Origin of the sequence: Actinorhabdospora filicis (assembly GCF_030269765.1) — a bacterium.
Lineage (GTDB): Bacteria > Actinomycetota > Actinomycetes > Mycobacteriales > Micromonosporaceae > Actinorhabdospora > Actinorhabdospora filicis.
On record NZ_BSTX01000001.1, the window covers coordinates 1,081,147 to 1,096,662 of the forward strand.

Annotated in this window: 16 protein-coding genes; 7 read left to right on the forward strand and 9 right to left on the reverse strand. The window is 71.3% G+C overall.

All coding sequences use genetic code 11. From position 1 onward, the window contains the following. Positions 1-22: 22 nt before the first annotated feature. The gene (gene mgrA / locus QSK10_RS04980) at positions 23-1,018 is read right to left on the reverse strand and encodes an L-glyceraldehyde 3-phosphate reductase (protein ID WP_285661383.1); all 996 of its coding nucleotides are present in this window, start codon (positions 1,016-1,018) and stop codon (positions 23-25) included. 111 nt (positions 1,019-1,129) lie between these two features. On the opposite strand from mgrA, the gene QSK10_RS04985 reads away from it, so the two are divergent. Beyond that, positions 1,130-1,606, forward strand: coding sequence for a DUF4395 domain-containing protein (locus QSK10_RS04985; protein ID WP_285661384.1), 477 nt, complete (start codon positions 1,130-1,132; stop codon positions 1,604-1,606). A 20-nt stretch (positions 1,607-1,626) separates the two neighbouring features. Here QSK10_RS04985 and QSK10_RS04990 read toward each other — a convergent pair whose 3' ends face one another. Then, positions 1,627-2,469 (reverse strand): SGNH/GDSL hydrolase family protein, encoded by an 843-nt coding sequence (locus QSK10_RS04990; protein ID WP_285661385.1) that lies wholly within the window; start codon positions 2,467-2,469, stop codon positions 1,627-1,629. 122 nt (positions 2,470-2,591) lie between these two features. On the opposite strand from QSK10_RS04990, the gene QSK10_RS04995 reads away from it, so the two are divergent. Beyond that, positions 2,592-2,903: a hypothetical protein gene (locus QSK10_RS04995; RefSeq protein ID WP_285661387.1), complete on the forward strand. Its 312-nt coding sequence runs from the start codon at positions 2,592-2,594 to the stop codon at positions 2,901-2,903. A 48-nt stretch (positions 2,904-2,951) separates the two neighbouring features. Here the strand turns inward: QSK10_RS04995 and QSK10_RS05000 are convergent, their stop codons facing one another. Beyond that, entirely contained in the window at positions 2,952-3,341 is a 390-nt protein-coding gene (locus tag QSK10_RS05000) for a winged helix-turn-helix transcriptional regulator (RefSeq protein WP_285661388.1), read from the reverse strand. A gap of 98 nt (positions 3,342-3,439) precedes the next feature. Between QSK10_RS05000 and QSK10_RS05005 the strand changes: the two genes are divergently transcribed. Next, positions 3,440-4,285 carry an NAD(P)H-binding protein gene (locus QSK10_RS05005; protein ID WP_285661389.1) on the forward strand — a complete coding sequence of 282 codons (846 nt, stop codon included), beginning with the start codon at positions 3,440-3,442 and terminating at the stop codon, positions 4,283-4,285. Here QSK10_RS05005 and QSK10_RS05010 read toward each other — a convergent pair. The 4 genes from QSK10_RS05010 to QSK10_RS05025 all read right to left on the reverse strand — a co-directional run bounded on the left by QSK10_RS05010 (position 4,278) and on the right by QSK10_RS05025 (position 9,688). Then, positions 4,278-6,605, reverse strand: a complete 2,328-nt coding sequence (locus QSK10_RS05010) for an HAD-IC family P-type ATPase (RefSeq protein ID WP_285661390.1) — start codon at positions 6,603-6,605, stop codon at positions 4,278-4,280. The genes QSK10_RS05005 and QSK10_RS05010 overlap by 8 nt on opposite strands. Before the next feature lie 102 nt (positions 6,606-6,707). Continuing rightward, positions 6,708-7,676: a penicillin-insensitive murein endopeptidase gene (locus QSK10_RS05015; RefSeq protein WP_285661391.1), complete on the reverse strand. Its 969-nt coding sequence runs from the start codon at positions 7,674-7,676 to the stop codon at positions 6,708-6,710. Beyond that, positions 7,673-9,082, reverse strand: a complete 1,410-nt coding sequence (locus tag QSK10_RS05020; protein WP_285661392.1) for a N5-glutamine methyltransferase family protein — start codon at positions 9,080-9,082, stop codon at positions 7,673-7,675. The genes QSK10_RS05015 and QSK10_RS05020 overlap by 4 nt, the downstream gene beginning before the upstream one ends. A 9-nt stretch (positions 9,083-9,091) precedes the next feature. Next, positions 9,092-9,688, reverse strand: a complete 597-nt coding sequence (locus tag QSK10_RS05025) for a DedA family protein (RefSeq protein ID WP_285661393.1) — start codon at positions 9,686-9,688, stop codon at positions 9,092-9,094. 143 nt (positions 9,689-9,831) lie between these two features. Here QSK10_RS05025 and QSK10_RS05030 point away from each other — a divergent pair, with 143 nt between their 5' ends. Together QSK10_RS05030 and QSK10_RS05035 are read left to right on the forward strand one after the other, a co-directional pair. Beyond that, positions 9,832-10,476 (forward strand): IucA/IucC family C-terminal-domain containing protein, encoded by a 645-nt coding sequence (locus QSK10_RS05030; RefSeq protein WP_285661394.1) that lies wholly within the window; start codon positions 9,832-9,834, stop codon positions 10,474-10,476. A gap of 9 nt (positions 10,477-10,485) precedes the next feature. Continuing rightward, complete coding sequence (locus tag QSK10_RS05035; RefSeq protein WP_285661395.1) at positions 10,486-10,923, forward strand: NUDIX hydrolase; 438 nt, start codon at positions 10,486-10,488, stop codon at positions 10,921-10,923. An 880-nt stretch (positions 10,924-11,803) separates the two neighbouring features. Here the strand turns inward: QSK10_RS05035 and QSK10_RS05040 are convergent. Then, positions 11,804-12,265, reverse strand: coding sequence for a rhodanese-like domain-containing protein (locus tag QSK10_RS05040; RefSeq protein WP_285661396.1), 462 nt, complete (start codon positions 12,263-12,265; stop codon positions 11,804-11,806). Positions 12,266-12,335: 70 nt separating this feature from the next. On the opposite strand from QSK10_RS05040, the gene QSK10_RS05045 reads away from it, so the two are divergent. Next, positions 12,336-13,337, forward strand: a complete 1,002-nt coding sequence (locus tag QSK10_RS05045) for a helix-turn-helix domain-containing protein (protein WP_285661397.1) — start codon at positions 12,336-12,338, stop codon at positions 13,335-13,337. Then, positions 13,334-13,936, forward strand: coding sequence for a TetR/AcrR family transcriptional regulator (locus QSK10_RS05050; protein WP_285661398.1), 603 nt, complete (start codon positions 13,334-13,336; stop codon positions 13,934-13,936). Before QSK10_RS05045 ends, QSK10_RS05050 begins: the two co-directional genes overlap by 4 nt. On the opposite strand, the gene QSK10_RS05055 is transcribed toward QSK10_RS05050, so the two are convergent. Next, positions 13,882-15,327 (reverse strand): MFS transporter, encoded by a 1,446-nt coding sequence (locus tag QSK10_RS05055; RefSeq protein WP_285661400.1) that lies wholly within the window; start codon positions 15,325-15,327, stop codon positions 13,882-13,884. The two genes, QSK10_RS05050 and QSK10_RS05055, sit on opposite strands and share 55 nt — an antisense overlap. Positions 15,328-15,516 lie beyond the last annotated feature (189 nt).

The following is a 15,516-nucleotide window of genomic DNA, read 5'->3' on the forward strand; positions in this document are numbered from 1 at the left end:
TCGGGACGGGCGGCTTTTCGCCTCAGACGTCGACGATGAGGGCGTCGATCGCGTTCAGCTCCTCGGTGGTGAAGTCCATGTTGGCCACCGCGCCGACATTGGCCTCCAGCTGCGCCACGCTGCTGGCGCCGATGATGACGCTGGTCATGCGCTCGTCGCGCAGGGCCCACGCCAGGGCCATCTGCGCCAGGCTCTGGCCGCGCCGGGCCGCCAGGTCGTTGAGGCCGCGCACCATGCCCATCGTCGCCTCCGACAGGGCCGACTCGTTCAGGAAGTGGCTGGTGCGGACGCGCGAGTCGTCAGGGACGCCCTTCAGGTAGCGGTCGGTGAGCAGGCCCTGCGCGAGCGGGCTGTAGGCGATGCACCCGGCGCCGGCGTCGGCCAGCGCGTCCAGCAGCCGGTCGCGCTCGGTCCAGCGGTTCAGCATCGAGTACGCGGGCTGGTTGATCAGCAGCGGCGTGCCCAGGTCGCGCAGGATCGCCGCGGCGGCGACGGTCTGCTCGGCGGTGTAGTTGGAGATGCCCACGTAGAGCGCCTTGCCCGCGCGGACCACGGCGTCCAGCGCGCCCATGGTCTCCTCAAGGGGCGTGTCGGGGTCGGGCCGGTGGTGGTAGAAGACGTCGACGTAGTCCAGGCCCATGCGCTTGAGGGACTGGTCGAGGCTGGACACCAGGTACTTGCGCGAACCCCACTCGCCATAGGGCCCGGGCCACATCAGGTACCCGGCCTTGGTGGAGATGACCAGCTCGTCGCGGTACGGGCGCAGGCCGGCGTCCAGGACGCGGCCGAAGTTCTCCTCGGCCGAGCCGGGCGGCGGCCCGTAGTTGTTGGCCAGGTCGATGTGGGTGACGCCGAGGTCGAAGGCGCGCAGGATGATCTCGCGCTGGGTCTCGATGGGACGCGCGTGGCCGAAGTTGTGCCACAGCCCCAGGGAGACCGCCGGGAGGCGCAGGCCGGAGCGTCCGGCCCGGCGGTAGGACATCGTGTCGTATCGCTTGGGATCGGGGAGGTAAGTCACGGAAAAGAGGCTATCGGTGATCGTCCACGGCCGCCGAGATTCGAGATCGCACCGCCACTGGCAGCATTTCCTAGTTAACAGATAGGATCAGTGTGATCTGCGGAGGTGCGCGTGTTCTCCTTTCCCAACCCCGTGAACGAGGTGGCCGCCCGGGTGGTGGCCGCCGGCGTCGTCCTGCTCTCGGTGGTGACCATCGCGGCCGATCTCCCGTGGCTGACGGCCGTCATCGCCTACGGCTTCCTCGCCCGCGTCGCCGCCGGGCCCCGCTTCAGCCCGCTCGGGCTGCTCGCCACCCGCGTCATCGCGCCGCGCCTGGGCGAGCCGAAGCCCGTCCCCGGGCCGCCGAAGCGCTTCGCGCAGGCCATGGGCGCGGCGATGTCGCTGGCCGCGCTGGTGCTGGTGATCGTGGGCGCGACCACCGCCGCCTACATCGTCCTGGGCGGCCTGGCCGCGGCGGCGTTCCTGGAGGCCGCCTTCGCGCTGTGCCTGGGCTGCAAGATCTTCGCGCTGGGCATGCGCCTGGGCCTGGTGCCCGAAGAGGTGTGCGCCGAGTGCAACGACATCTGGGCGCGCGCCGGGGCCGCCTAGACGGCCCCGGCGGTCTTCGCTCAGAGGGCCTCGGCGATCCGTTCGGCGACGGCCGCCATACCCGAGGCGTTCGGGTGCACCGGCGCGGCCGGGCGGGTCGGGATCACGGCCTCGACCCAGCGCTCGGCGCCGGGGGCGCAGATGTCGTGGCCGCGCTCCCACACGTCGACGAACTCCGCGCCGTGCTCACCGGCGACCCGGCCGAGCATGTCGTTCAGCGCGCGGTTGACGCCGTCCAGGTACGGGACGTCGCCCTTGCCGAGGGTGGCCCGCCACCAGCAGCCGCCGGACGCCGGGAGCAGCGCCGGGTAGCCCACCAGCAGCACGCGCGCGCCGGGCGCGCGCTCGTGGACGGCGTCCAGCGCGGCCGCCACGTCCTCGGCCACGTCCCCGATGCGGGTGCGCAGCTCGTCCTTCCCGTCCTTGACGTAGTGGCGGCGGCAAGGGTCGCCCCACGGGTCGACGAGGCCTTTGGAGAGGCACGTGAGCAGGACGTCCATGAAGCCGACGTCGTTTCCGCTGATCCCGATGGTGACCAGATCGGTGCCGGGGCCGATCGCGTCGAGCTGGGGCGCGTTGGTGCCCCAGAAGGTGCTCTGCGGCGACCAGAAGCCGTGGGTCGTGGCGCCGGAGCAGGAGACGTCGGTGAGGCGGGCGCCGGTCTCGCGCGCCAGCAGCGACGGGTAGTTGCGGTCGGACCGCAGGCAGCCCGGGACGTCCCAGGTCTGGCCGGGGATGAGCGGCCCGGCGGTGAAGGAATCGCCGAGGGCGACGTAGTCGACGGGATCGGCGGCGTGTGCGGCCGTGGGCACTAACGCGACGAGGCAGGCCGAGGCGACGGCCAGCAGGCGGCTCAAGCGCATGACAACTCCCTACTTACCGGTAGGTAACGGTGTGACCGCAGAGTATGGAGCCGCCGGGGCGGTGTCAACTGTGGACCGGGTGGGTATGAGCAGATGACGTACCCCCCGGAAAGGTGCTCATCATGGCGCTGTATCGCTACCGCTATCGCGGCGGTTCGGTGGCCGCCCGCGTGGTGTCCACGGTCTTCGGCATCATCGCGTTCATCCTCGCCCTGCACATCGTGTTCGTGCTCCTCGCGGCCAACGAGACCAACACCATCGTGAACACGGTCAAGCACATGGCGGACTTCCTGGCCGCCTGGTTCAAGAACATGTTCACCCTCGGCGACGCCCGGCTCCAGGCACTGCTGAACTACGGCCTGGCCGCCATCGTCTACCTGGCGATCGGCGGGATCATCGGCGGGCTCATCGACCGGCGCTGGCCGGACGACTGATCCACATGCCCGGACGCGGGGCCGGAGGCCGATGGCCTCCGGCCCTTCCTATTTCGCGTCGTAGCGCTCGCGGGCGGCCACGATCTCGTCGTACTCGCCTTCGAGGAGCTCGATGATGGCGAACTGGCGGTCGGCGACCCGGCGTCCCAGCGGGGTCAGGCTGTACTCCACGTGCGGCGGGATCGTGTTCTGCGCCTCGCGCACGACCATGCCGTCGCGCTCCAGCCCCTGGAGGGTCTGGGACAGCATCTTCTCGCTGACCCCGTCCACGCGGCGGCGCAGCGCGTTGAACCGGTAGGTCCCCTCGCGCAGCGCGACCAGCGCCAGTGAGCCCCACTTCCCGGACACCAGCTCGTGCGTGTGCCGCGAGGGGCAGTTCTTGTCGAAGACGTCGACCACCCACTTGGCGGTGTCTCCGCTGTCGTCCGTCCCGCTCATGACCGCGATCATACTCCCCCGGGTTGTACTAACTCTGAGAAAGTACTATCGTTCTCGCCGTACCGCGAAAGCGCTAGTACTAACGAGGAGTGTCATCCATGATCGTCGTCACCGCCGCCACCGGGCACCTGGGCCGCCTCGTCATCAAGGGCCTGCTGGACGCCGGGGTCCCCGCCGGGGACATCGTCGCCGCCGTCCGTAACCCGGAGAAGGCCACCGACCTCGGCGTCGCCACCCGCCTGGCCGACTACACGCGCCCGGAGACCCTGGCCGCCGCCTTCGAGGGCGCCTCGAAGGTCCTGCTCATCTCCTCCAGCACCCACGTGGACCGGCCCGGCCAGCACGCCGCCGTCGCCGACGCCGCCAAGGCCGCCGGGGTGGAGTTCCTGGCCTACACCAGCCTCCTGCGCGCCGACACCAACACCGTGGGCCTGGCCCCCGACCACAAGGCCAGCGAGGAGCACATCGCCGCCTCCGGCCTGCGGTACACCTTCCTGCGCAACGGCTGGTACTTCGAGAACTACACCCAGAACGCCGCCCAGTCCCTGGCCGGCGGAGCCGTCTACGGCGCGGCCCTGGACGGCAAGATCTCCGGCGCCACCCGCGCCGACTACGCCGCCGCGGCGGTGGCCGTCCTGCTCGCCGAGGACCCCGCCGAGGTCTACGAGCTGGCCGGCGACAACGGCTTCACCCTGTCCGAGCTGGCCGCCGAGTACACCGCGCAGACCGGCACCCCGGTGTCCTACCAGGACCTCGGCCAGGACGGTTACCAGGCCGCGCTGCTCGGGGCGGGCCTGCCGGAGTTCGTCGCCAACCTGCTCTCCGACGCCGACGCGGCCGTCTCGCGCGGCGAGCTCCAGTACGACGGCGGCGACCTGGCGAAGCTCATCGGCCGCCCCACCACCACGCTGACCGAGGCCGTCGCCGCGGCCCTGGCTAAGTAGCGCTCGCGGCGGGCGGCCGGGTCCCGGCCGCCCGCCTCTTGCCGAACCACGTGACCAGCCCCAGCAGCACGATCGCGACCGCGGCGATGCCCAGTCCGACGCTCGTGTTGTACGCGTTGCCGTAGCCCAGCTCGAAGAAGTCGCGCGCGAACGGCACCGCCAGCACCAGCAGGAACGCCCCGCCCATCACCAGCACGAGCCCGCCGCGCCACCACGTGAACGGCCGCGCGGTGAAGGCCAGCACGGCCAGGCTCACGCAGAACAGCGTGATCGTCGCCGTCGCCTTGTCCTCCCGCAGCGAGGACTCCCCGTTGTCGCGCGCCAACCAGTAGGCCAGCAGCGTCGCGCCGGAGACCAGCACGCCCGCCGGGATCGCGAACCGCAGCACCCGCGAGACGAAACCCGGCCGGAACCGCTCACCGTTCGGCGCCAGCGCCAGGAAGAACGACGGGATCCCGATCGTCAGCGCGCCGATCAGGGTCACGTGGATCGGCGCGAACGGGTACGGGATCGCCGTCAGCCCCACCACCAGCGCCAGCCCAATCGAGTAGATCGTCTTGGTGAGGAACAGGTCCGAGACCCGCTCGATGTTGCCCAGCACCCGCCGCCCCTCGGCGACCACGCGCGGCAGGCTGGAGAAGTCGTTGTTCAGCAGCACGACCTTGGCCACGCCCCGCGCCGCCGCCGAACCCGAGCCCATCGCCACGCCCAGGTCGGCCTCCTTGAGCGCCAGGACGTCGTTGACGCCGTCGCCCGTCATCGCCACGGTGTGCCCGCGCGTGTGCAGCGCGGTCACGAAGGACCGCTTCTGCTGCGGCGTGACCCGCCCGAAGACCGTGTAGGTCTCCAGCGCCCCGGCCAGCGCCTCGACGTCGTCGGGGAGCTCGCGGGCGTCGATGACCTTGTGCGCGTCCGGGACGCCCGCGGCGGCCGCGACCGCGCCGACCGACACCGCGTTGTCCCCGGAGATGATCTTCAGGGTGACGCCCTGCTCGGCGAAGAACCCGAGGGTCTCGTGCACGTTCTGGCGCAGCCGCTGCTCCAGGACCACCAGCGCCAGCGGCCGGGCCCCCTCCAGGCCACCGGCCAGCGACGGGACGGCGACCAGCGCCAGGACGCGCTCACCGTCGGCGCCCAGCTCCTGCGCCCGAGCGAGCGACTCACCGGTGAGCACGACGTCCGGCGCGCCGAAGATGTAGGCGCCGTGCTCGCCGAAGTCGGCGCCGCTCCACTTGCGCGCCGAGGAGAAGGGCGCGACCTCGCGCACCGCCCACGCGGGTGCGGCCGGGACGGCCGCCGCGACGGCCTGCATGGTCGGGTTGGGCGTGTCATCGGCCTTGACGAGCGCGGCGAGCACCGCCTCCGGGTCGCCGTCGCCGATGCCGATGACCTCCTTGAGGACCATCCCGGGCTCGGTGAGCGTCCCCGTCTTGTCCAGGCACAGGACGTCGACCCGCGCCAGCCCCTCGATGGCGGGCAGCTCCTGCACCAGGCACTGCCGCCGCGCCAGGCGCAGCACGCCGACGACGAAGGCGATGCTGGTCAGCAGGACGAGCCCCTCCGGGATCATCGGCACGATCCCGGCGACGGTCCCGACGATGCTGTCGCGCAGGCTCTGCCCGCTGCGGCTCTGGCTGAAGATCAGCAGCGCGGCGGTGGGCACGATGAGGATCGTGATGATCTTCAGGAAGCGGTTGATGCCGCCCATGAGCTGCGAGTCGGCCAGCGAGAAGCGGCTCGCCTCGGCCAGCAGCCGCGAGGCGTAGGCGTCGGCGCCCACCCGCGTCACGGTGAACGAGCCGGACCCGGCGGCGATGAAGCTGCCGGAGAGCACCTCGTCGCCCGGGTTCTTGACCACCGGGTCGGACTCGCCGGTGAGCAGCGACTCGTCGACTTCCAGGCCCGTGGCGGTGGCGACCCGGCCGTCCACCGGGATCTGCTCGCCCGGCCCGATCAGGACGAGGTCGTCGGCGACCAGTTCCTCGGGGGCGACCTCGGCGTCGGCACCATCGCGCCGCACCCGGCTGGGCGCCTGCCCGACGATGGCGAGCTTGTCGAGGGCGGCCTTGGCGCGCAGCTCCTGGATCGTCCCGATGGCCGAGTTGAACACGATGACCAGGCCGAACAGCGCCTGCTTCGGGCCGCCGAAGACGAGGGCGACCACGGTCAGCACGCCGATGAGCCCGTTGAAGAAGGTGAAGAGGTTGCGGGCCAGGATCTGCCACGGACTCGCCGTCTGCTTCGGCGGCGCGGCGTTGACCCGGCCGTCGGCGACGCGCTCGGCGACCTCGGTCGCGGTGAGTCCCGATGGGACGGACATGGCACCCCCTGCGGCTCGGCTTGGGTAAGCCTAAGCGCGATGGGGGCGGGTCAGGCGGGATTGGCGCGCGACGGCCCGAAGCCCGCCGCCGCGCGCCCTCACCTAGCAGTCGTAGGACCCGCCACTCGGCTCCACCTTCTCGCAGTAGCGCACGTGCAGGTGGTTGTCGTGGTTGGCGTACTGCGTCGTCAGGCCCTCGTTGATGAGGGTCGGGTCGTTGAAGAAGATCAGCGCGACGTGGCCGGAGGCCGTCGACCTGATCGCCTGGACGAGCTGGCGGGTGGCCGCGCGGTCGTAGGCGGCCGACTGCCAGGTGATGCGGCCGGCGGTGCACTGGTCGGAGCCGGTGCGGATGGGCCAGATGTCGATGTCGAGGCCGACGGCGTGGGAGGCGTGACCGCCGATGGAGCCGCCGTGCTCCCAGCCGGAGTCGCCGTAGGGCACCTTGCCCTGGCCGGTGGCGGCGAAGGAGCGGGCGGCGGCTTCGAGCTGGCCGACGGCGGCGGCGGTGGCCCAGTTGGCGGAGGTGTTGCCGTCGGGGTCCTGGTCGCACAGGTTCGCCGACCAGTCGGGGTAGTCGTAGTGCCAGACGAGGTTCTTCCAGGTCGTGGGCCCGGCGATGCCGTCGGCGCCGATCCCCGCGTGCGACTGGAAGGCGCGGACGGCGTCGGCGGTGCCGCCGCCGAAGACGCCGTCGACGGCCAGTGACAGCCGCCGTTTGGCGTTCAGCTGGACCTGGAGGGCCTTCACGGCCGCGCCGGACGCCCCCTCGCGCAGCGTCGGGACGAGCGCGCCCCAGGTCGCGGGACCGACGATGCCGTCGGCGGTCAGACCCTTGGCGGTCTGGAAGGCCTTGGCGGCGGTGACGGTGCCCGACCCGAACACCCCGTCGGCGGGCGCGGACTGACCAGCCGCCTGGAGCAGGTACTGGATCGCCAGCACGTCGGCGCCCCGGTTGCCGGAGCTCTGCGTGTGGAAGAAGGCCCCGTCGTAGGCGGACGCGGGTGTGCCGGGAAGAACCGCGGCCGCCGTGACGAGGAGGATCGCGAAGACGCGTAAGAGACGTTTCATGCGCCCGAGGGTAGTAGGAATCCCCGCTGGATGAAGTGCCTGATCACCGGCGACAGCGACGCCGCCAGCAACGGCTCGGGTGCCTCGTGCGCCGAGGCCAGCAGCCGCACGATCGTCCGCACCGGCGCGTGCCCCGTGCAGCCGCCGAGGAACGACACCAGCAGCGGGTCGATCTCCTCGGCGTAGCGCATCCCGGTGGTCTGGGCGAGCAGCTGCCGCCCGACCTCCCAGCCCTCCTCGCCCAGCTCGGCCTCCTGCCGCAGCTCGACGCCGGGCGCGAGGCGCAGGTGCGCGTCCAGCAGCCCGGCGGCGTCCAGACCGGCGAGGTAGTCGAAGCGGCCGAGCCGTTCGGCGACGCGCGCCGACCAGGGCCCGTCCACGGCGTGCCGGACGTCCTCGCACTCGACGACGGGCTCCTCGCGTCCCGACAGCCGCGCGGTGACCATGCCGAAGCCGACGGCCTCGACCTCATTGGCCTCGAACCAGTCCAGCCACGCCGCCAGCGCCGCCGGGTCGTGTACGGACGCGTCGCGCTGCCACACGCGCACGTAATCCAGCGGGTCGGTCACCTCGCGCTGCACGACCCACAGGTCGCAGCCGGTGCCCGCGAACCAGCCGGACACGCGCTCGCGCCAGTCCTGCCCGCGCACGTGCAGCCAGTTGGCCAGGAACTGCATCGTCCCGCCCGGGTTCAGCAGCTTCGGCGCGGCCGCGGCCAGCTCGGCGCACACCCCGTCACCGGCGCGCCCGGAGTCGCGGTAGGTGAAGGCCGACTCCCCCGCGCCGACCACGAACGGCGGGTTGGACACCACCAGGTCGAAGCGGCGGCCCGCGACCGGCGCCAGCATGTCGCCTTCGAGCAGCTCCCAGTCCTGCCCGTTGAGGCGCGCGTTCATCGCCGCGTACTCCAGCGCGCGCGGCGACAGGTCGGTCGCCGTCACCCGCGCGGCGTGCCCCGCCAGCCGCAGCGCCTGCACCCCGCAGCCGGTCCCGACGTCCAGCGCACTGCCGACCGGCTCCCGCAGCGTGCTCGCCGCGAGCGTCGCCGAGGCACCGCCGACGCCCAGGACGTGCTCGCCGTCCAGGTCGCGTCCGGGCGCGGCGGGCAGGTCGGAGAGCACCCGGAAGTCCTCGTAGAACTCCAGGGACACCGCCGCGCGCCCCTCGGCGTCCACCAGCGGCCGCACGGCCGCGTCGATCGACGCCACGGGCACCGCGACGCCCACCGTGAACAGCCGGATCAGCGCGTCCAGCGGGTCGAGGCCCTCGGTGGCGGCGAGCGTCGCGCGATGGTCCCCCCGCGCGGACGCGGCCACGGCGGCCGTCCCGACCCGCGCGCTCACACCCTCGGGGGTGTAGCCGGTGGAGTCCAGGTGGTCGCGGAGCCGGTCGATGTCGATCTGCACCGAATGAGTCTAGGAGCCGGTCAGCGCCAACGCGCGGCGGCTGCGGGCCAGCACCAGCCCGATCGCGGTGGCCGCCGCGAGCCCCGTGACGACACTGACCCACGCGGTGTCGAACAGCATCGCGTTCAAATACCCCAGGCCGACGGTGTACGCCGCCCACACCAGCGCCGAAACGGCCGAGCCCAGCCGGTACCGGTTCAAGGTCAGCTCCGGGTCGGTCGCACCGACCGCCATCGCCACCGTCCGCCCCGTGGGCACCAGCCTCGCGAAGATCATCGTCCCGATCGTGCGGCTTCTCAGCGCGTTCCGCAGCCGCCCGTTGACCCGCGAAACCCGCGGCATCTTCGCCAGCCGCCGCTCCACCGGCCCCGTCCCCCGCCGCACCAGACGGAAGGCGACATTGTCACCGAGCGAAGAGGCCACCGCCCCACCCAGGAACAGCAGCACCAACGGCGTCCCACCGTCGTTATGCACCGAGTACACGACCGCGACGATCAACAGCGAGCCGCTCGGCAGCACCGGGAGGAACACATCGAGGGTGATCGAAACCATCACCAGGGCGTACATCCATGGCGAACTGAGCAGCTGGGCGATCTCGCTGACCATGTGTCCCTTCTGGTGGCGCGCAGACGCGCCCATCCAGCTTGCCGTACCGTCGGCGTCTCGGGGGCTCCTCCGCACCGTGATGTGCGACGCACGCACACACGCCCACCGAGGCTACCCGGTGCCGACGATCATGGAGGCGGGCGATGACGGACGGCCTGACGGCGGCGGCGACCCTCGGCGGCTTCTTCGCCCTCGACCCAGACCCACCCCGGAACCACCGCCCCGCCACGGCCTTCTACACCGACCCCCGCCCTGAAATCAGCGACGCCCACCGCGCCCTAGGCGGCCACGAACGCGAAGTAGCCTCCGTCACCCACCTCGGCCTCGCCGCCAAGCTCATCTCCCCCGTCCTGGCCGCCACCCTCCTGACGGGCACCGCCCCCCTCATCGACCCCGACCACCTGCCCGTGTGGACCACCCCCACCGGCGGCCTGCGCCTGGGCGTCCCGACGAAGCCCACCGGCCACGCGAAAGACCTCCGCACGGCCCTCCTCGACACCCATTTCGCGCCCCTCACCGAAAGCCTGCACACGGCCTACCGGCTGGCCCCGAGCCTCCTCTGGGGCAACATCGCCTCCGCCCTGGCCAACACCCCCCGCGTACTCCCACCCACCCTCCGCACCCCCGCCACCCACCTGATCGAAGAACTCCTGGCGACCCCACCCCTCGCGAACACCTTCCGCACCCCGAACCAACGCCGCACCTGCTGCCTCTTCATCCGCCTGCCAAGAGGAGGAGCCTGCGGCGACTGCCCGGTGCCGAGGAGAAATGTCGTACCCCGCCCCTAACCTGCGAACATGGTCTACACGAGCCCGGTCGACGTCTTCCTGATCCTCACCCGAGGCGAAGAAGTGCTCCTCGCCCTCCGCGAGAACACCGGCTACGCCGACGGCCTATGGAACTTCCCATCCGGCAAACTCGAAGCGGGAGAACCGGTCGACACCGCCATCTGCCGCGAAGCCGCAGAAGAGATCGGCCTGAAGATCAGACCGAAAGACCTCGACGACCCCCACCTGCTCCACTACTGGACACCAGAGGGAACAGGACGCATGGGTCTGTTCTTCCACACGGAGTACGAAGAACGCTTCGGCGAACCAACGAACGCCGAACCCCACAAATGCGGCGGCCTGATGTGGTGCCCAATAGACGAACCACCCGCGAAGACCGTGCCGTACACCCTGCTGGGCTGGCGCCTGTGGCGGTCGGGAAGGGCATTCGCACCGGCAGGGTGGTGACGAGGGCAGGGGCGAAGTGACCGGCGAGCGACGAGGGCAAAGCCGGGCGGGCGGGCAGGCACAGCACCGGGTCGAAGCCTGCCCGAGGACAAGCGAACAACGCAGAGCAGACCCGCGTGCGATGCGTAGCCGAGGGCGGCAGAACTGAGCCGGGCGAAGCTACCGGCCTGCTATGGAGGCAAGACCCGGGCGGGCACGCAAGCCCGTGCACGAAGCCCGCCCGAAGACAAGGGCGAGACGCAGGACAGAGCCGGGTGCGATGCGCAGCACGACGCGGCTTGAAGCCGGGCACAGTGACTGGCAGGCAACGGGGTCAAAACCCGGGCACCAAACGAAGCTCGTTGTTTTAGACCCGGGCAAGGTGACTGGCTGGCTACGGGGTCAAAAGCCGGGTGGGCACGAGAGCCTGTTGTTTTAGAGCCGGGCCGAAGACAAGCCGGGGACGCAAGACAACACCGCCCCGAGACCAGATCCGCAGGAGCTCGCTCGGGATAGGAGAGGATCCTCCCTCGGTCGGCCGGATGGTTCTTCGAACGAGGGTTCTCGGGGTGTCAAGCCGCGTTCTTTGGCTTGACACCCCGAGGTTCCTCGTTCACCGTCGCAAAGGCCGAGCGTGGGTGGAGCCTCCCGAGAGAGGTCCGGCGTCCAGGGGCCGCACCCCTGGTCGGGTCCCAGGGCTGAAAGCCCTGACCAGAGGGTGACCGTCAAATAGCGCCGATGTGGCGAATAGAGGACGGTCGATCCGTGGGGTGGGGCGAGAAGTGCGAGGAGACGGGCTCGGGGTGAGGGTGATGGGAGAGGTGCGCAACGGGGGGTGTGGTAGCGAGACTGCGACGGCTGGGGGCTGGGGGCTGGGGGCTGGGGGCTGGGCCGGGGCCCCTCAGCAAGTACAAGCAGCCATCCCCGCCGGAGCCACCAGCCGATCAAACCCCTCCTGCCGCCGCCCCTCCTCGTCGTAATAAGCGAACCCCTCCCGAACCCAGTACTCGAACCCCCCGATCATCTCCTTCACCTCATACCCCAACTCCGCAAAAGCCAGCGCCGCCTTAGTCGCCCCGTTACAAGCCGGCCCCCAGCAGTAAACGATCACCGGCCGGTCAGTGGGAATCACCCCCAGAGCCCGGTGCCGAATCTTCCCCGTAGGCAGATGCACGGCCCCGGGAAGCCGCCCGGCCTCCCAGGACGAGGGCCCCCGCGTGTCCACCACGGTGACCCGATGCCCGCCCTCAATCGCGCTGTGCACATCCGAAACATCCGTCTCGAACTGAAGCCGACGGCTGAAGTGAGCGATGGCGGCAGCGTTGGCGGCAGTGTTAGCGCCGGAGCTCTCAAAACCAGTCATGCCCCCAGCCTGCCGAAAGAAGTCGATCACGAAAAGTGGCACGAACGCCCACTACCGCTAAGATCACGCCATGCCCCTCCCGCCGCCCCTCCCCCCACCCAACCCCCACCGCATCGCCGTCCTCGTCACCGAAGGCATGGCCCCCTTCGAGTTCGGCTCCGTCGTCGAGGTCTTCGGCCTCCCCCGCCCCGAGCTCGACATCCCCTGGTACGACCTCACCGTCTGCGCCGACCGCCCCGACACCCCCATGCGCATGCTCGGCGGCTTCTCCATGACCGCCCACGCCGGCCTGGACGCCTTCGCCGCCGCCGACACCCTCATCGTCCCGGCCGTCCCCACCCCTCGCACCGGCCCCGGCGAAGCGATCAGCGAGGCGGTGAGAACAGCCCACGACAGAGGCGCCCGCATCGTCTCCATCTGCTCCGGCGCCTTCGCCCTGGCCGCCGCCGGCGTCCTGGACGGCCGCGAGGCCACCACCCACTGGCGCTACGCCGCCCTCCTCGCCGAGCGCTTCCCGGCGGTCCACGTCAACCCCGATGTCCTCTACGTCGATCACGGCGACGTCCTCACCAGCGCGGGCAGCGCCGCCGGGCTGGACCTGTGCCTGCATCTGGTGCGCGCCGACCACGGCCCGCGGGTGGCGAACTCGGTGGCGCGACGTCTGGTCCTGGCCCCGCACCGGGAGGGCGGGCAGGCCCAGTTCATCGAGTCGGCGGTCGTGGACGATTCCGGCGATGACGGTGTGGCCGTGGCGATGTCGTGGGCGCTGGACCATCTCGACCGCCCGGTGACGGTCGCCGACCTGGCCGCCCGGGCGCACATGGCGCCGCGCACGTTCATCCGCAACTTCGCCAAGCGCACGGGGACGTCGCCGATGCGGTGGATCATCGCGCAGCGCGTCGCGGCGAGCCTGCCGCTGCTGGAGGACGGCGACCTGCCGGTCACGCGGGTGTCGGCGCTGGTCGGGTTCGACAGCCCGGTCACCTTCCGGCACCATTTCACGCGCGCGATGCGCACCAGCCCGTCGTCCTACCGGCGCGGCTTCGGCACCACCGCGAGGATTGGACGATGACCTACACCGACCGCGAGACGGCGATCCTGGACGCGGTGCACGCGCTGGTCACCGAGATCGGTTACGACGCGATGCGCATCGACCAGGTCGCCGCCCGCGCGCACGCCAGCAAGGCCACCATCTACCGCCGCTGGAAGGGCAAGGCGGAGCTGACCCTGGAGTGCATGCGGCGGATGCACCCCCCGACCACGCTCGTCGAGTCCAGCGGGAGCCTGCGGACCGACCTGATGATGGTCCTGCACGACCACGTCACCGGCAAGAAGTCCGACCACGCCTTCGTGCTGGGCATCTCGGCGGCCATGCAGCGCGACGACGAGCTGCGCGAGATGGTCCAGCGCGAGCTCGTGCGGCCTTTCCGGGACTCGGTGCGGCTGGCGCTGGAGTGGGCCGCCGAGCGCGGCGAGGTGTCCCCTGCCGTGCTCGGCGTGCGGATGCTGCCCGACGTGATCCCCGCGATGTGCGCGCGGCGGCGGTGGATGGAGCCGCTGCTGTCCGACGATGAGTTCTACGAGGAGCTGATCGAGACGATCGTCATGCCGTTGTGTCAGGCCGCGGCGGGTTCGGGTTGGCGCTCGGGGACCGAGGCCGCCCGGGGCTGACCGGGCGCGCGGATCAGCAGGACCGCCGCCAGCAGCGCCGTGCCCGCCAGGCCCGCCGACCACAGGAATCCGGTGCGGAACCCGGCCGTGGCGATCTCCAGCGGGTCGGTGGACGCCACCGTCACCGTCAGCGCGATCGTGTTCAGCAGCGCCGGGCCGACCGACCCGCCGACCTGCTGGGCGACGTTGGTCATGGCCGCCGCCGCGCCGGTGTCGGCCGGGCGCACGCCCAATGTGGACAGTGCCATGACCCGCCCGAACACCAGGCCCATGCCCGCGCCCAGCACGATCGCGGGCGCCAGCACGTCGGCGGCGTAGGAGCCGTGCGCGTCGATGCGGCTCAGCAGCAGCATTCCCGTCACGACCAGCGCCAGCCCGGGGACGATCAGCGCGACCGCCGGCAGGTGCGTCAGCCGGCGCATCGCCACCATCGACACCGCGATCATCAGCCCGGTCATCGGCAGGTAGCCCAGCCCGGTCCGCAGCGGCGTCATGTGCAGCACGCCCTGCATGTAGTAGGTGCTGAACAGGAACATCCCGAAGTTGCCGCACAGCATGAGGAACACCGTCAGCAGGCCGCCGGCGCGGGTGCGGTCGCGGAAGATCCGCAGCGGCACCAGCGGATGACGCGCCCGCGTCTGCCAGACGGCGAAGAGCACCAGCGACGCTACCGCGCCCGCCAGCAGGCCGAGGACGAGCGGGGCGTCCCAGCCGTCGCTCTCGGCCCGCGACAGGCCGTAGACCAGCGCGCCGATGCCGAGGGTGCCCAGGACGGTGCCCGGCAGGTCGAGCCCGCGGCTCTCGCCCTTGGCCGGGGGCAGCAGCCTGGCCCCGGCGACGGCGGCTGCCAGCGCGACGGGGATGTTGACGTACATCGTCCAGCGCCAGTTCAGCCACTCGGTGAGCATCCCGCCGAGCACGAGGCCGACCGAGCCGCCCGCCGCGCCGACCATGCCGAAGAGGCCGAAGGCGCGCGCACGCTCCCTGGCCTCGGTGAAGGTCAGCACGATCAGCGAGAGGATCGTCGGGGCCAGGATCGAGGCGAACACGCCCTGGAGGGCCCGGCCCGCCAGCAGCACGCCCGGGGTGGTCGCCGCGCCGCCGAGGGCGGAGGCGGCGGCGAAGCCGATGAGGCCGACCACGAAGGTGCGGTTGCGGCCGAAGAGGTCGCCGAGCCGCCCGCCGAGCAGCAGCAGGCCGCCGAAGGCGAGGGTGTAGGCGGTGATGACCCACTGCCGGTCTCCGTCGGAGAGGCCGAGCTCGGCCTGCGCGGACGGCAGGGCGATGTTGACGACGACGGCGTCGAGCATCAGCACCAGCTGCGCTCCGGCGATGACCGCGAAGGCCCACCAGCGGCGCGGGTTCTTGTCCATGGGGGAGGGATCGCTCATCGGGAATCCTTCAGTGTGGGTGGTTCGCGAAGGACCTCGGCCGAGGTGTACGAAACGGTTTCGTACAGAAGCTAGGCCGGGAAGCCCGGCCCGGCAAGGGATCGCGGGACTATGTGAGCGCGGTCACCGGCGCGCGAAGCATGACGGCGGGCCCCCGACGCCCCCACCGCGCCGAGAACCCGCCTCCCG

Coding starts and splice junctions, on each gene's coding strand:
- QSK10_RS05055 (WP_285661400.1), bottom strand. CDS start 15,327: ATGAGCGATCCCTCCCCCATGGACAAGAACCCGCGCCGCTGGTGGGCC.
- QSK10_RS05045 (WP_285661397.1), top strand. CDS start 12,336: ATGCCCCTCCCGCCGCCCCTCCCCCCACCCAACCCCCACCGCATCGCC.
- QSK10_RS05015 (WP_285661391.1), bottom strand. CDS start 7,676: ATGAAACGTCTCTTACGCGTCTTCGCGATCCTCCTCGTCACGGCGGCC.
- QSK10_RS05035 (WP_285661395.1), top strand. CDS start 10,486: ATGGTCTACACGAGCCCGGTCGACGTCTTCCTGATCCTCACCCGAGGC.
- QSK10_RS05025 (WP_285661393.1), bottom strand. CDS start 9,688: ATGGTCAGCGAGATCGCCCAGCTGCTCAGTTCGCCATGGATGTACGCC.
- QSK10_RS05050 (WP_285661398.1), top strand. CDS start 13,334: ATGACCTACACCGACCGCGAGACGGCGATCCTGGACGCGGTGCACGCG.
- QSK10_RS05040 (WP_285661396.1), bottom strand. CDS start 12,265: ATGACTGGTTTTGAGAGCTCCGGCGCTAACACTGCCGCCAACGCTGCC.
- QSK10_RS05000 (WP_285661388.1), bottom strand. CDS start 3,341: ATGAGCGGGACGGACGACAGCGGAGACACCGCCAAGTGGGTGGTCGAC.
- QSK10_RS04995 (WP_285661387.1), top strand. CDS start 2,592: ATGGCGCTGTATCGCTACCGCTATCGCGGCGGTTCGGTGGCCGCCCGC.
- QSK10_RS05005 (WP_285661389.1), top strand. CDS start 3,440: ATGATCGTCGTCACCGCCGCCACCGGGCACCTGGGCCGCCTCGTCATC.
- QSK10_RS05030 (WP_285661394.1), top strand. CDS start 9,832: ATGACGGACGGCCTGACGGCGGCGGCGACCCTCGGCGGCTTCTTCGCC.
- QSK10_RS04990 (WP_285661385.1), bottom strand. CDS start 2,469: ATGCGCTTGAGCCGCCTGCTGGCCGTCGCCTCGGCCTGCCTCGTCGCG.
- QSK10_RS05010 (WP_285661390.1), bottom strand. CDS start 6,605: ATGTCCGTCCCATCGGGACTCACCGCGACCGAGGTCGCCGAGCGCGTC.